General features: G+C 50.3%; 10 protein-coding genes. 3 read left to right on the forward strand and 7 right to left on the reverse strand.

Annotated elements, in window-relative coordinates:
- The 3 genes from ACQY8X_RS09185 to efp all read right to left on the reverse strand — a co-directional run.
- Positions 1-568 (reverse strand): pilin (locus ACQY8X_RS09185; RefSeq protein ID WP_428034847.1); only part of this gene is annotated, 568 nt, incomplete at its 3' end.
- A 308-nt stretch (positions 569-876) separates the two neighbouring features.
- The gene (gene epmA, locus ACQY8X_RS09190; RefSeq protein ID WP_428034848.1) at positions 877-1,848 is read right to left on the reverse strand and encodes an EF-P lysine aminoacylase EpmA; all 972 of its coding nucleotides are present in this window, start codon (positions 1,846-1,848) and stop codon (positions 877-879) included.
- Between the two features lie 279 nt (positions 1,849-2,127).
- Positions 2,128-2,691: an elongation factor P gene (efp, locus tag ACQY8X_RS09195; RefSeq protein WP_428034849.1), complete on the reverse strand. Its 564-nt coding sequence runs from the start codon at positions 2,689-2,691 to the stop codon at positions 2,128-2,130.
- A 110-nt stretch (positions 2,692-2,801) separates the two neighbouring features.
- Here efp and epmB point away from each other — a divergent pair, with 110 nt between their 5' ends.
- Positions 2,802-3,812, forward strand: coding sequence for an EF-P beta-lysylation protein EpmB (gene epmB, locus ACQY8X_RS09200; protein ID WP_428034850.1), 1,011 nt, complete (start codon positions 2,802-2,804; stop codon positions 3,810-3,812).
- A 7-nt stretch (positions 3,813-3,819) separates the two neighbouring features.
- On the forward strand, positions 3,820-4,638 hold the full coding sequence (locus ACQY8X_RS09205) for a glucosaminidase domain-containing protein (RefSeq protein WP_428034851.1): 819 nt from the start codon (positions 3,820-3,822) through the stop codon (positions 4,636-4,638).
- 21 nt (positions 4,639-4,659) lie between these two features.
- Here the strand turns inward: ACQY8X_RS09205 and ACQY8X_RS09210 are convergent, their stop codons facing one another.
- From ACQY8X_RS09210 to ACQY8X_RS09225, 4 genes are all read right to left on the reverse strand, one after another.
- The gene (locus tag ACQY8X_RS09210; RefSeq protein WP_428034852.1) at positions 4,660-7,986 is read right to left on the reverse strand and encodes an EAL domain-containing protein; all 3,327 of its coding nucleotides are present in this window, start codon (positions 7,984-7,986) and stop codon (positions 4,660-4,662) included.
- A 617-nt stretch (positions 7,987-8,603) separates the two neighbouring features.
- Complete coding sequence (locus ACQY8X_RS09215) at positions 8,604-10,787, reverse strand: TonB-dependent siderophore receptor (RefSeq protein ID WP_428034853.1); 2,184 nt, start codon at positions 10,785-10,787, stop codon at positions 8,604-8,606.
- A gap of 405 nt (positions 10,788-11,192) precedes the next feature.
- Entirely contained in the window at positions 11,193-11,603 is a 411-nt protein-coding gene (locus ACQY8X_RS09220; RefSeq protein WP_428034854.1) for a DUF805 domain-containing protein, read from the reverse strand.
- Between the two features lie 182 nt (positions 11,604-11,785).
- A complete protein-coding gene (locus tag ACQY8X_RS09225) occupies positions 11,786-12,100 on the reverse strand; it encodes a DUF1820 family protein (protein ID WP_428034855.1) in 315 nt (104 codons plus the stop codon).
- Between the two features lie 156 nt (positions 12,101-12,256).
- On the opposite strand from ACQY8X_RS09225, the gene miaB reads away from it, so the two are divergent.
- Positions 12,257-13,615 carry a tRNA (N6-isopentenyl adenosine(37)-C2)-methylthiotransferase MiaB gene (gene miaB / locus ACQY8X_RS09230; RefSeq protein ID WP_428034856.1) on the forward strand — a complete coding sequence of 453 codons (1,359 nt, stop codon included), beginning with the start codon at positions 12,257-12,259 and terminating at the stop codon, positions 13,613-13,615.
- Positions 13,616-13,708 lie beyond the last annotated feature (93 nt).

Consider the following 13,708-nt stretch of genomic DNA (forward strand, 5'->3'; position numbering starts at 1 on the left):
TTCCTGTTCCTGTTCCTGTTCCTGTTCCTGTTCCTGTTCCTGTTCCTGTTCCTGTTCCTGTTCCTGTTCCTGTTCCTGTTCCTGCTCCAGGAGTAGAAACACTTGCAACGGTGCATGAGCCAGGGCTTGGCGCGGTACCCGAGCGACAGCTATCAGGCAAATAATCTGTTGAAACACCTGTTCCAGGGGGGGACATGCAGGTCCAGCTGGTCACATAGTTATTGTTACATTCAGGCACAAACTGGAGAACCTTATGACTACCCAATTGCTGTAGTTTATAGCTAACATTGACAATGCCATCGGTGATCCAGATTTTTTCAACATAGTTGGTTTCGTAATCACTCGAACTCAACCCCAGATCCGTTTCTGTAACGGGCACCTTGCCGGTACTCATTACCTCCTGCGCTATCTGCAACTTAACCCCATCAGCCATGCTAAACCCTTCGGTGACTTTAGCCCGGGTGACATAACTGGTATACGCAGGTATAGCGATAGCGGCAAGAACCCCGACAATTGCCACCGCAATCAGAATCTCTATCAGCGTAAAACCACAATCTCTCTTTTTCATATCGGGTCCTTCCATCTTTACTTACAACAAATCAATAGCTGAGAGGTCTACTGCATCAGAAGCGATCAGCTAAACACTGCTCACACGGGCTACTAATTCTTCTCGTTATTCAAAGACACACTGACTAAAAGGTAACCGCCAGCCAACCTGGCTTCAAGCATTTATTAACCGGTACAACACCCTTTCATGTCGCAGAGCAACTCTTTATAAGAAACTGATCAATCTTGCTTTGGGCTTTTCTGGCAAGTCGCGAAGAGACATTCTAACCACTAGCCAGCCGCGCAGCGGCGATCTAGCGACTGCCCCTCTCAGGCCCGATCAAACGGCAGAGCGATCACATCACTAATCTGCTCCGTTCCCAGTGCTAACATGACTAACCGATCCAGCCCCATCGCTACCCCAGCGCACTCAGGCATGCCGTTTTCCAGTGCGTCAACCAGCAAGCTATCTGTCGGTCTGACGGGCAAGCCTTCGGATTGCCGCTGGGCGATATCCTTAGCAAAGCGTTTTGCCTGCTCTGCCGCATCGGTGAGCTCATAGTAACCGTTGGCTAACTCCACACCGGCGATAAATAGTTCGAAACGGCAGGCCACCGGCTGGCCATCCGGGTCTTCAGCAACCCGTGACAGAGCAGCCTGGCTCGCCGGATAATCATAGACAAACACCGCGCCTTTATCGGTCAGCTGCGGCTCGATCACATGGGACATCAACAGATTCAACCAGTTATCCCGGTTGTCATCTTCCATCTGAATATCGATATGCTGACGGGTAATCGCGGCCAGTTCCTGAAGCGTAACCGTCTGTAGCTCAACGTGCAGGTATTGCCGAAACAGCTCGCTATAGCTAATACGCTGAAACCCTTTCATGCCGATAACCGGCCCCACCAGCGCTTCAACCTCATCCATCAGCTGAAGGTGATCAAAGCCGGGACGATACCATTCCAGCATGGTAAATTCCGGGTTATGGCGACGGCCGCACTCGCCATTACGAAATGCTTTACAGATCTGGTAGATCGCACCACTGCCGGACGCCAGCAGTCGTTTCATCGCATACTCTGGCGAACTTTGCAGATAGCGGGCCTGCTCCTGCTGTCCAGGCAACGGATGGTAGCGACACTCGATGGTATCGATATAGGGGTCGCTCACCGCCGCCGAGGTCATCAGGGGGGTTTCCACCTCCAGCACATCCCGCGCAGCAAAAAACTCACGGATCTGCGCAAAGATCTGCGCCCGTTTGCGCAGATTTTCCAGCGGCGCCGTGGCACTCCACAAATGACTCATCGGTGATTACCCTTAAATAATAGTTTGCCGCGATAATCATCTTCTGTAACCACGGCATACTGCTGTTTTGTACATCTCCGCGCCCGCGGCATACCGTACATCCTGACCATCGCCGCTCCTGCGCATCCCTGCGCCCGCGGCATACCGTACATCCTGTACATAAAAATGGCAGCCGTGGCTGCCATTGGAATCGTAGAAATTGAATTGAACGCGTTAAGAGCACATTGCTAACCGCTGTATAAGGCAGTTAGCACAAGCGCAATAGCGCCCAAACAATTTTTATGCGCGGGACACGTACTCGCCACTACGGGTATCAATTTTCAGCACATCGCCCTGTTCAATAAACAGCGGCACCCGTACTACTGCACCAGATTGCAGCTTGGCCGGTTTAGAGCCACCCTGGGCGGTATCGCCTTTAAGACCCGGATCAGTCTCAATAACTTCCAGCTCAACAAAGTTTGGCGGTGTTACGGATATTGGGTTGTTATTCCACAGGGTGACCTGACACTTATCCTGCTCTTTCAGCCACAGGTGTGCGTCGCCAATAGCGGTTTTATCGGCAGCGACCTGCTCATAGCTGGTTGGGTCCATAAAGTGCCACATCTCGCCATCACTGTAGAGATACTCCATATCGGTATCCATTACATCTGCACTTTCGGCTGTTTCGTTCGATTTGAAGGTACGCTCCCAGGTACGGCCAGTAAGCAGGTTTTTCAGCTTAACCCGGGTGAAAGCCTGGCCTTTTCCTGGTTTAACGAACTCAACGTCTACCATCGAGCAAGGGTCTCCCTCAATCATCACTTTCAGGCCGTTTTTAAACTGGTTGGATGCGTAATTTGCCATATCGATCTCAAAATAGATTAGACTCAGGTGAACCGTAGCCACCGCAAAATTGACACACATTCTACTTGAAAGGAGAATGCGAGCAAATTTTCCAGCGAAATTATTCTGATATGAACTCATCTATGCAGTTACCGGACACCTGGCAGACCCTCCTGAGCCAGACTTTAGAGAGTCCGGAAGCTCTGATTCGTTACCTGCAACTGCCTGACTCACTGTTAGAGGGTGCCGATCGCGCCAGTCTGGAGTTTGCCATGCGCATCCCCAAACCCTGGTTGGATCGCATCGAAAAAGGTAACCCCGATGATCCGTTGTTACGCCAGGTCCTGCCTCTGAGCGAGGAGCTCAACGATGTTCCCGGCTTTATCCGCGATCCGCTGGATGAGATAAACAGTAATCCGGTAGATGGACTGATTCATAAATACAATGGCCGGGTGTTGGTTATCCTCACCAGCGCCTGTGCGATTAATTGTCGCTACTGTTTCCGACGACACTTCCCCTATGCTGAGAATCGTCTGGGGCCACAGCAGTGGCAAAAAGTTCTCGATTATATTGCAGCTGACGCCAGCATCACTGAAGTGATCTTTTCCGGCGGAGACCCTTTGGTCGCCAGTGATGCCCGCTTACAACAGTTGATCTCAGACCTTGAGCAGATCCCACATCTGACCCGGTTACGCATTCACAGCCGGCTACCGGTGGTGCTGCCTCAGCGGATTACTGAAACCCTCACCGGGATTCTGAAACAAACCCGTTTCAACGTGGTGATCGTGATCCACAGTAACCATCCGCAAGAGCTGGACGACGGGGTCGCCGCTGCAGTACAGCGACTGAAACAGGCCGGCGTCACCGTTTTCAATCAGGCGGTGCTGCTGCGGGGCGTCAATGACCACATCGACACCCTTAAACAGCTGAGTGAAACATTGTTCGATATCGGCGTACTGCCCTATTACCTGTTCACCTTTGACCCGGTGAAAGGCGCGGCACACTTTGATCTACCGGATGAGGAGGCGAAACAGTTGCTGGGACAGTTGCAGGACCTGCTGCCAGGTTATCTGGTGCCAAAGCTGGCCCGTGAGATTCCCGGACGGGGGGCAAAAACCCTGTTATTCACTGGTCAGGAATAGATAACCGATGGACTCAAAATCACAACAGTCTCCGATACAAACCGTTCTGTTGTTTATCGCCGCACTGATGTTTGGTTTTGGCGCACTGGTACAGATTGCCGATCAACGTAACCAAAGTGGTATCGCGGTGCTCTACAAACCCTTGAAGACACCGGCCGATATTATTCCCCTGAGTAATCCGGTTAAAGCGGTCGCGTATACCTCAGTGGTATCCCTGGCAAAATTGCCCGTTGCTGACAAAAAACAGCGGTTTGTGGCCCTGCTGCTGCCCGCCATTCTGATTAGCAAACAACATCAGCAGCAGCGGCGTGACCGCCTGGTGCAGTTACTCTCTACCACCAGCCTCAGCAGCACCGATCAGGCCTGGCTGGAGCAGCTGATGACACAGTATGATGCCAATTCACCGACACAACTGCGCCAGCGTATGGTAGACCTGCCCAACAGTCTGATTCTGGCGCAGGCAGCGATTGAAACCGGCTGGGGCAGCTCACGTTTTTTTGTCCAGGCGAATAATGTCTTTGGCGTCTGGTCATTTGACCCGTCAGAAGCACGGATTATGGCCCGTCAACAACGGGATGGGGAACCGGTCTATGTCAAGCGCTACGCATCGCTGCTCGGATCGATAGAGGATTACTTTCTCACCCTCGGACGCGGCAGTGCTTATGCAGAGTTACGCCGGGCGGCACGCAACACGCAAAACAGCCTTGCACTGATACAACACCTGCACCGGTATAGCGAGCTGGGCGATGACTACGTCACACGCCTGGATTCGATGATCCGTCAGAATCAGTTAACCCGTTATGATAACTACCATCTGCAACACTGAGGCCCCTGGGGTTTCTTGGTTCTAGCGATCATCAGCGCCACTCACCTGTTGTAACAGAACATCCAGAGGTGTCGGCAAACCCAGGCCGTAGCCTTGTCCATAATCAACGCCGATCTTCCGTAGCAGCTCACAAATTTCATCATTCTCAACAAATTCAGCAATCGTGGTTTTGCCCATTACATGGCCGATGTCGTTGATCGATTTCACCATCGCCTGGTCCAGCTCGTCATCGAGAATACCCTTAACAAACATACCATCGATTTTGAGGTTATCCACAGGGAGGTTTTTCAGATATGCAAAGGATGACAGGCCACTACCAAAGTCATCCAGCGAGAACTGACATCCATAGGCCTTCAGCGCATTAATAAATCGCTGCGCTTCTACCAGGTTGGCGATAGCCGAGGTTTCAGTGATCTCAAACTTAACTTTATAGGGCAGCAGAACCGACGTTTCGAGAAAACCAATAATAACCTCTTTAATGTGCGGGTCTCCAAGGCTGGCGCCAGACAGATTGATCGCACAGCAACCGAAATAGTGACTGAACTGGGTAAAGTTCCGCTCCAGCCAGGCAAACGCATTACCCACGACCCACTCATCTATGCGGCCAGCCAGCTGATAGCGTTCTGCTGCGGGCAAAAATGCCCCCGGTGGGACAATATTGCCCTCCCTATCCTGCATCCGCAGCAGCAGTTCAACATCCGGTTTCAGCTGAGGGTTCTGCAACGGCACGATAATCTGACCGTAGAGCATAAAGCGCCCCTCATCCAGCGCAGAATTAATCTCTGAAACCCAATGCATCTCCCCTTCCCGGCGGGCCAGCATCTCATTTCCCTGAATATAGAGGTGCACCCGGTTGCGCCCTGCATCTTTGGCGGTATAGCACGCCGAGTCAGCCTGTTTCAGAATTTCAGTCATATTGGCGGAGTGCTCATTAATCGCCACCACACCAATGCTGACACCGATGTTAAATACCTGTTGCTCCCAACAAAACTTGAACTCCGCAATTGCATCACGCACGCCCTCTGCGACAATCCGGGCTTTATCGATTGGACAGTTCTGCAGCAGAATACCGAACTCATCACCGCCTAACCTGGCCAGGGTATCGTTTGCTCTCACCCTCCCCTGAAGAATTGCAGCGACCTGACGCAGGAGTTCATCACCGGCAACATGACCACAGGTATCGTTCACCACCTTAAACTGATCCAGATCGAGAAAACAAAACGCATGCTCACAACCGGGAAACCGCTGTGAATGAAGCAGCGATTGAAGACGAACCTCAAACTCTCGCCGATTGACCAGCGCTGTCAGCTGATCATGGCTGGCCTGATAACTAATCTGCTCTGAAATCAACCGGTTTTCGGTAATATCCTGCAGGGTAACCACGTAGTTTGTCAGCACCCCGTGAAGGTCATAAATCGGCGCGATGTTTACCTGTGCCCAGTAGTGCCCGGTCGATTTTTTCCGGTTGACAATCTCTCCGCGCCAGTTAGGGTTACTCAGCAGCTGAGGCCAGATATCGGTATAGGAAAGCGCCCCCTCCTGGGCAGCGTGAAGTATATTAATACTCTGTCCCACGACCTCTTCCGGAAGAAACCCGGTCTCCTCGGTAAACTTAGGGCTCGAATACTCAATCTCCCCACTGGGAAGCGTAATCATCACCATATTCGGGCTAAATTCGACCGCTTTACTAACTTTAAGCAGCGCTTGCTCTGCCCTGCGACGTTCTTCAACCTCATGTTGCAACGAAGCGGTTTTTTCCCCTACCAGCTGGCTGATACGCATCGTACGGCCCGTCAGCGAAAGCAACCAGCCCCCCAGTAGCGCCGCAAACATCATGCCGCCAAGCAGCACTATCCAACTACTCCACTGGGATAAATGTACAAAGAACTCTGGCTTCGCCCGATACTCAAACCGGTAAACCCTGCCGCCCGCTAAATACTCTTTCGTACAGCCCAGAAACTCATCCGCATTGGTATCTGATGACGCATATATCTGCTGCCTGCTATCTGTGGTATCAAAGACATCGACATCGATTTGTGATGCCAGATCCTGGTGTTCGCTCAGGACGAAGCGGATAAAGTCCTCTGCCCGGTAAACCGCCGCAACCACCCCTTCTGTCGACATTCCCAGATCCGCACCACCATGATTAACCTGCAGGTATGCAACAAAACCTTTCTGCTCTCCCGACTCCTGAATCAGCCTGATCGGGGAGGTATAAGCAGCACTGTTTTGCTCCCGTGCCCGTTGCAAAGCCTCCTGAGCCAGCGGATTACTGATCACATTAAAACCAAAAGCCCGTTTATTTTCAGCAAATGGCTCAACGTAAGTCACAGGGTAGTAATAATCTCTTTCAGGCGCCTCAGACAGCGTTCCATTGTCGCCCTGTTCCATGATTTTCAGTGGAATCGGGGACGATCGTTCGTAGTCAAAACGCCGCTCACCAGGAATGCGGGGAATCCACTCCAGAGCCTGTATTTCTGGGTAGCGCTGCAACTTATGGTGGGTAAAGTTATAAAAATCAGTGGCGCGGACGCCTGAACTGCTGAGAAAAAGGCCACGTAAAGAGTATAGAACCTCTATGCCGCCATCAAACCGCGCCTTCATGCTTGAGTGCAGCTGTTCTGCCTGTTGATTAAACTTCAGGTGCCGTTCCTGCGACTCATAATTTTTGGTTACCAGAAAAAGCATAACAATAATGAGCAACAAGCATCCCATCGGAAAGACTACCGCCCATTTCCGGCTGAACAAGGCACTCTGGCGGTTAGCAAACAGGGCCAGCAACATCGGTGCAACAACAATCGCGCCGATACTGTCGCCAACCCACCAGGTAAGCCAGCTGACAAGAAAGTTCTCCCAGCCAATAACACCAAATAACAACAGTGTCATAATCGCCATCAGGCTCGCCGTAAAGGATGCCAGGGGCCCAATAATAAGCAGAAAAAAAGCGATCTGTTTGTCATCAATCAGATCTGGCACCTCCCCCAGAAACCGGTGGGTCAGCCATACAGCACCAGCGGCCTCAAGAATAGCGGCCATGCTGAGTAAAAACATTAAGCCTAACGAGCGCAACAACGCCGCTGCACTGCCAGTATCCAGCCAGCTATCGGCATAAAATACCATTAACGCAACAAACAAACCGAAACAGGCACGATATCCCCGCAGCAGAATAGCCGCAATTGAAACACCGGCCGCAGGCCAGACTGCGGAGGCGTCACTGGGAGGGATCGACAGCAACTCTACCGATGCCTGAGCCAGTAACAGGTAGACCAGTCCGGGTAGCACATGGGTATAAAAAAGATCAGTAATGCGGTGCCGGGCTGTTTTAGCAATGTGTAGATTTGAAGACATACTGCAACTGGGTTCTCTTAGGGATGCTATCTGATTGAAAAACTATAAACAATGTACCCTAAAGCGCTACTAATATTGGGTAGATACTACTTAATCTGATACATTCTTCCCGCAGATTAAAAACCTCAACATACTTAATTAAACCGATTTAGAGCTGCTATTGAAAGATGCACTATTGTCTAACTTAGTCTCAGTCAACATCGAATCTAATAGCGATAATCGACAGACGCCTGCCACAAACAGCGAATAAAAACTTACCCGATAATACAGTACAACATCGCCCGATAACCGATAGTAACATGTTCGGCGGGCCCCTCTCAGCACTTTAAGTGAAGCATGCAAACTCAGGTGGTGTAAGTCGTGCGCGCCGCTAGCGACCGCCAGATGAGATCATGAAAACGCCTTAGATGCAGAGCAGCCTGCATCGGCACGGGAAAAGGTATCAGTGAAAAAGAGATGATCACTATCGGCGCCATAGTGATAACGACGAATAGCAATCATCCCGATTGAAACAAAGACAACAAATAGAATATAAGCTGTCTATTTACTGCTTCTGCAGATCAGACATTAACACGCCATGTTTTTACGATAGAAATGCATCAGATTATTTAACAGTATCAGTAACTCGCTTGCAATTTCAGACTCAGGCTTCTGGGTTCGCCGTAAGTGTTATAAGTATTCCAGCCCCCTAAACGGGTGTAGTAAGTCTGATCGGTCAGGTTATTCAGGTTCAGACTCAGCGTAACATGCCTGTTGAGAGGGTAACGCGCCATAGCATTGACAATCGAGTAGCCATCCTGACTGCGTATTGCCCAGCTGCCAGTCCCGGCTGAACTACCACTGACAGTGTTAACCCCCAACCCCAGACTCAGATGTTGCAGTGCACCGGTTCGAAAGTGACGCATCCCCCAGAGTTTTAAGGTATGTCGGGGTTCCCAGGTTGAAAAGACCTCGCCCTGACTCCAGCTATCGGCCAGATACTTAGTCTCAAGCAGGGTATATCCCGCCTGTATTTCATAATCCGGTGATGGTTGCCCAGAAACCTCTATTTCCCACCCCTTACTTTCTACCTCGCCGGCATTAAGGTAATAACCTACATGGTTCGGGTCCTGATAGGCTCTATTTGAATCCTGCAGTCGGAACCAGGCAATCGAAGCCTGAAGCTGGCCCGCAAAAAACTCAGACTTTAACCCTACTTCTGTCTGGCTTCCCTCACGGGGATCAAGCATCCCTCCGGCATAGGTTTCCCGGGACTGCGGAATAAAAATATCACTTCGGCTGATATAGGCCGACGTGCTCTTGCTAAAGTCATAAAGCAGCGCACCATAGGGAGTAAACTGATCACTGACATGAGAATCGTCTGACCATGCTGAAGGAGCCGCTGGCGCGACGCTGCGTGATTTGCCAGTATAGTCACTCAAGCGTCCGCCCAGGACTAATGTAAGCGGGTCAGCCAGACTCAAACGAGCCTGAGAGTAAAAACCGCTCTGGGTGGTATCGGTTTCACCGCCAAGGTCATAGGGCAGATTAAAATCTGGCACCCGTTCTGTCTGGCCAAATGGAATACCTGTCACCGTTGTCGCATTAACCCCCTCATAAGCAGAGTTATACGACTCGGCATTGTATCCCGCAAGCAGCGTATGACTGCGGCCAAAGAGTTGTAACGGCCCGGTCGCATACAGATCAACCGCAGTACGCTTATACTCATAATCCCGTTCCATGCGACCATAAGAGGTTGTCTGTGAATTAATATCGACACTGCTGCTTACATAGCCATCTTTAAAATAGAAGTCTTGTAGCCGCTGACTAACGCGGGCCTTCATCAACCAGCCATTATTCCACTGATGTTCAAGTTCAGCGGTATATTCCTGCGTATCCCAGCGCGATTCAGCCCAGTCAGCAATGGGGTTAGTCGAGCGGGAAACATCCATTAAGTGACCATCCGACCAGGCGGGGAGGCCATAAGAGGTCGCGGGAGTATCATCCTTTTGAATTGCCGCCGATAAGGACAACGTCGTATCAGAATTAAGATCCCACTCCAGTGTGCTGTAACCAAGCCAACGCTCCGTATGGGTTTTCTCGTAAAAATAATCCCTATCGGTGAATGACATAACCGCCCGGCCACGAACCGACCCGGATTCATTTAAAGCATCGGTCACATCTAATGCAACATGATAATTATCCCAACTTCCTGCAGATACTGATCCCGTCAGGGCAAATTCATCTTTAGCCCGCTTGCGGACCAGATTGACGACCCCTCCAGGACTATCGGTTCCAGTAAAAATGCCTGAAGGCCCTCTTAACACTTCAACCCTGTCGTAAATATCCAGATCAAACTGCTGCACCCCGGACAGACTTGAATATGCAGGAATACCGTCATACATAACCCCCAGAGAGTAACCCCGTGAACGCATCTGACTCTGGGTACTGTCATTGGCAATTACCGTCACCCCGGTAACCTGATTAAGGGCATCGGGTACGGTTTTGAGATTCTGGTCATTGATACGCTGCTGAGTTATCACAGACACAGAGTGAGGAATTTCCCGGGGAGCTAGTGGCTCCTTTCCTGCCACAGACAGAGGCTGTTTATAATTCGTCGATTGCTGCCCAACCACTTCAATAGTAACGGGGGCGGAGCCCTCATCAACCATTTCTGGTGCCGCTCCTGCATGTGCCGCCGAAGCACTGACAGCCGTTAAAAAGAGGCTCTGATAGAATGTTTTACGAGCGTCAGAAAGGGATGAAAGCTGTTTCTCAATCAACCCCGTTACTGTTTCAATATATCCCTTACACCCAGCCATACGTTCCTTCCTGAGATTTGAAAAAAACGTATCATACAGACAGCTGAGCGGCATTTAACCAGCCTGCGACCATATGTCGCATCTGATTGATATATATAACAAAAATTCAAAAACAGATGACTTTAACCCAAGCAATAAACAAAGGCTGGAGGAGCATTGAGTCAAAGAGTTACAAGTAACCGCAACTAAAGCCGGTCTGAGATGGAGAGCAAGAAGTATGGGTTAGCGATATGAAACAGGCAGGTTATTTTGAATATTTATTCAATGGCCTCTCGCCCTCCGCCATATAGCAAAATGGCCACTACATCAGCAAAAAGAGATAGAAGGGAAATATAATCAGCCTGATAGAGAAGGAGATAAATATATCAGGCTGACTCATTGTTGAGCGGTAATCTTACCAACAGATCAGGCGCTCGGGGCCCCGTAGTCATTCGCGTTCTGATCGCCTGCCAGACAGCCAGCCTCAACAAATACCCAGATAGCACCGATCAGTGGTACAAAATTCAACAGAACCCACCAGCCTGACTTATTCCGGTCATGCCAGCGTTTAACCTGAATAGCCAGACCGACCCACACCAACGGAATATACAGAACGGCCGTGACAAACATAAGCACTTCAGGACCAGTACTCAACGCGGTCAGCAAACCAAAAACAACCATTTCAGCGACAAACATCCCCAGCGCGGTAAGCCAGAAGATTTTGCGGCCAATACGCCCCTGAAATGAAAACAGTATCTGTTTTAAAGTCAGCGGAGCAACCGCCGAATTCGCTTCTAACAGTTCGGCCTTAGGCGCTTCATAAACATTTGTATTCATTAAATAATCCTTTATTCATAACTGATCAGCCCTGATCGAATAACAGTTACCTGGTTAGCTTCAAGGCGATCTGCTTAAGTGTATGGGTTAGTTGCTGGTGGTGAACCAGGCGCTATCAGATGATAGCGCGGCACAAGTTATAGAAACTATGAGAAATATCAAGTTTTATACGCTGAAACAGATCAGTTTCTCGGAGGCATCACCGGAAATGGCGTGACGGTACCCTTCACTTCGGTAATTTTTGCCGGCCCTTCATGCTTAACTTCATCGATGCGAATAATCGCCTGCATCGGAATATAACTGCGTTCCACATCTTCAAACTGCTTTTTAAGCTTCTCTTCCGAAGGGTCAACCACCATTCCGCTCTGACTGCCAAATACGATATTTTCTATCTCCAGAAAGCCCCATAAGTCACTTTGATAGACATTATGCGCATAGATCTCATAGATCTCGTTCTGATTAAGAAATTTTATCCGATAGATCGGGTCACTCGCCATGATTCACTGCACTCAAAAAGGTTAACAGCCGTTATTATGGGGGCACGTTAGCTGATTACAAGTGATTTCCTAAGCGGTTAAAAACTATGCAGCCGGATTGCCATAAAGTATAATTCCCGCCCTTTTAATTTTCCCAAGCTGTAGAACAGGTGTGCAATGGCCAAGAAGCTATTCATTAAAACCCACGGATGCCAGATGAATGAGTACGATTCCTCACGGATGGCAGATCTGCTGGGCGAAAGCCATGAACTTGAGTTAACCGATAATCAGGATGAGGCGGACGTACTGCTCCTGAACACCTGTTCAATTCGCGAAAAGGCTCAGGAGAAAGTATTTCATCAACTGGGCCGCTGGCGCAAGCTCAAAGCAAAGAACCCTGATCTGAAGATCGGTGTTGGTGGCTGCGTAGCCTCACAGGAAGGTGAAGCGATTCTCAAACGCGCCCCCTATGTGGATATGATTTTCGGTCCGCAAACCCTGCACCGCTTGCCGGAGATGATCGATCTCACCAACGCCGGCACACAGAAAAAAGGCATCGTTGATATCAGCTTCCCTGAAATTGAGAAGTTTGACCATCTGCCCGCCCCCAGGGTTGAGGGTGCAGAAGCCTTTGTATCCATCATGGAAGGTTGCAGTAAATACTGTACATTCTGTGTTGTCCCCTACACCCGTGGTGAAGAGGTCAGCCGGCCACTGGACGATATCATCGCCGAGGCGGTTGAACTATCTGAACAGGGGGTACGCGAAATCCATCTGCTGGGGCAGAACGTTAACGCCTACCGGGGAGCAACCCATGATGGCGATAGTGCCGACCTGGCCGAGTTAATCCGTTGTATTGCCGCCATCGACGGCATCGACCGCATCCGCTTTACCACCTCCCACCCAGTCGAGTTTACCGACAGTCTGGTCGAGGTCTATCGGGATGTACCTGAACTGGTAAGTTTCCTGCATCTGCCGGTGCAAAGCGGTTCTGACCGGATTCTGATGGCGATGAAGCGCGGTCATATGGCTCTCGAATACAAGTCACTGATTCGCAAAATTCGCGCAGCCCGGCCTGATATTACCCTGTCATCCGATTTCATAGTGGGTTTTCCTGGAGAAACCGATGCTGATTTCGAGGCGACCATGAACCTGATCGCAGAGATCGGTTTTGATAACTCCTACAGCTTTATCTACAGCCGCCGCCCAGGTACTCCAGCCGCGGACCTTCCCGATGATGTTTCAGATGAGACTAAGAAAGAGCGCCTGAATATTCTGCAACAGCGCATCACTCAACAGGCTATGCAGATCAGCCGCCGAATGGTCGATTCGGTGCAACGTATTCTGGTGACCGATTACTCACGTAAAGATCCGGGCATGCTGCAGGGCCGCACCGAAAACAACCGGGTGGTTAACTTCCGTTGCGACAATGCGGATCAGATCGGCCACTTTGCCGATGTGCGCATCGTTCAGGCTTATACCAATTCACTGTTGGGTGAGTTAGTCGGCTCCGAGCTTGATGGCACATTGCAGTGATATCTATTACCTGTCATCAGCGCACCCCGATAAGCTGCTAGACTGTTCTGACAAACAGTCATAACCAACGTTGTTGCATCTCTATTAAAGGAT

The organism is Amphritea sp., assembly GCF_050300915.1.
Lineage (GTDB): Bacteria > Pseudomonadota > Gammaproteobacteria > Pseudomonadales > Balneatricaceae > Amphritea.

Bases quoted from the DNA above. Each gene is read 5' to 3' on its own strand.
- ACQY8X_RS09225 (WP_428034855.1), bottom strand. From the start codon at position 12,100: ATGGCGAGTGACCCGATCTATCGGATAAAATTTCTTAATCAGAACGAG.
- epmB (WP_428034850.1), top strand. From the start codon at position 2,802: ATGAACTCATCTATGCAGTTACCGGACACCTGGCAGACCCTCCTGAGC.
- epmA (WP_428034848.1), bottom strand. From the start codon at position 1,848: ATGAGTCATTTGTGGAGTGCCACGGCGCCGCTGGAAAATCTGCGCAAA.
- ACQY8X_RS09210 (WP_428034852.1), bottom strand. From the start codon at position 7,986: ATGTCTTCAAATCTACACATTGCTAAAACAGCCCGGCACCGCATTACT.
- miaB (WP_428034856.1), top strand. From the start codon at position 12,257: ATGGCCAAGAAGCTATTCATTAAAACCCACGGATGCCAGATGAATGAG.
- efp (WP_428034849.1), bottom strand. From the start codon at position 2,691: ATGGCAAATTACGCATCCAACCAGTTTAAAAACGGCCTGAAAGTGATG.
- ACQY8X_RS09220 (WP_428034854.1), bottom strand. From the start codon at position 11,603: ATGAATACAAATGTTTATGAAGCGCCTAAGGCCGAACTGTTAGAAGCG.
- ACQY8X_RS09205 (WP_428034851.1), top strand. From the start codon at position 3,820: ATGGACTCAAAATCACAACAGTCTCCGATACAAACCGTTCTGTTGTTT.
- ACQY8X_RS09215 (WP_428034853.1), bottom strand. From the start codon at position 10,787: ATGGCTGGGTGTAAGGGATATATTGAAACAGTAACGGGGTTGATTGAG.